The organism is Nonomuraea sp. NPDC003707, from assembly GCF_053587055.1.
This window is the reverse complement of record NZ_JBSFNK010000125.1, coordinates 1-1,514: the sequence shown is the minus strand read 5'-3', so window position 1 is coordinate 1,514 and position 1,514 is coordinate 1. Positions and strand designations below refer to the sequence as shown.

Annotated in this window: 1 protein-coding gene; it reads right to left on the bottom strand. The window is 65.0% G+C overall.

Annotation, left to right across the window (positions count from 1 at the left end):
* Positions 1 to 38 precede the first annotated feature (38 nt).
* Complete coding sequence (locus tag ACWDRB_RS67800; RefSeq protein ID WP_449912897.1) at positions 39 to 1,265, bottom strand: IS110 family transposase; 1,227 nt, start codon at positions 1,263 to 1,265, stop codon at positions 39 to 41.
* Positions 1,266 to 1,514 lie beyond the last annotated feature (249 nt).

The following is a 1,514-nucleotide window of genomic DNA, read 5'->3' as shown; positions in this document are numbered from 1 at the left end:
CCTTGATCAAATTGACAGACATCCCATGGCGAAATCTGTCAAGGCGCGGCCTGGACGGTCCGATGTGCCCAGGCAGTTGCCTCGTCGTACTTGCTGCCGGTCTTCAAGCAGCCGTGAAGGATCCCCACCAGCCGGTTGGCGAGCTGACGTAATGCGGCATGGTGGCCGACGCCGCGAGCGCGTTGCTGGTCGTAGAAAGCCCGAGCTCCGGGCGAGCAGAGCATCGCGGCGAAGGCCTGTCGGCCCAGGGCATCGATCAATCGATCGTTGTGCACAAACCGCGCCAGCACGACCTTCTTCTTCCCGGACCGGCGGGTCACCGGGCTGGTGCCGGCGTAGTTCTTGCGCGCTCGCGCATCGCCATAGCGAGTGGAGTCATCGCCGAACTCCGACAACACTCGGGCACCTAGGATCACGCCCAGGCCCGGCTGGGACAGGTAGATCTCAGCGTCCGAATGCTCGCCAAAATGCGCCTCAACCTCCTCCTGCAAGGCCTTGATCTGCTCATTTAACGCGGTCAGGATCGCCACTTGAGCACGTACCATCGCCGCGAACGCGGCCGCCACCACCGCAGGCTGCGCCAGTTGCTCGCTGCGCAGCGCGGCCCGGATCTTCTCGGCCTTGTCGAAGGCGTGGTGACGACGCGCTCGCTGAAGCGCCAGTGTGATCTGTGTGATCGTCAGTCGTGCCGCGCTGGCCGGATCGGGCGCCTTGCCCAGCAACTCCAATGCATCGGCTCCGGCCAGGTCACCGAACGCGACCAGGGCCGCAGGGAAGAACTCGCGCAGGGCGTGCCGCAGGCGCAGGGTGTGCCGATTGCGTTCCCAGATCAGCGTCTTGTGCGCTCGCGCGACCACCTTGATCGCCTCAGCCGCCGCGCTGTCCCCGGCGATCGGCCGCAACTGATCACGCTTCTCGCGCACCATGTCCGCCAGTGTGCGAGCATCGGCCGCGTCGCTCTTGGCTCCCGAGGTCGATACGGTCTCTCGGTAGCGGGCCACCTGCAGCGGGTTGATGGCATAGACCTGGTAGCCGGCGGCGATCAACGCCTGGACCCACAGCCCCCGATCGGTCTCGATCCCGATGACGACCTCAGCACGGTCGAAGTCCTTGTCCGCCTCCGCATGGCGCCCGATCAGTTCATGCAGCCGGGAGATCCCCGCGATCCCCTCCTCGAGTCGAGCCTTGGCCAGCCGTTTTCCCCGCTCGTCCTGCAGTTCCACATCGTGGTGATCCTCGGCCCAGTCATCGCCCACGAACAACAAGTCGCTCTCCCACCCTCGGCGGCATGATCAGCAGCCCACGGGAGAACCTCCGCTACCTAATGATCAAGTGCTCACGCCACCGAAGAGGCGGGCACGACATCCCATCAGCGGTCCATCCTCCCGACCGCCAGCAAGGGCACGATCTGTCAATAGGACTCGACGTCCAGGTTCCGAGAGTGCTCACCTGCCAGTGGCTACCGGGCCCGAGTCTGCCCGAAAGCTGACCCGGTAGCTCTCATTAGGTTCCGA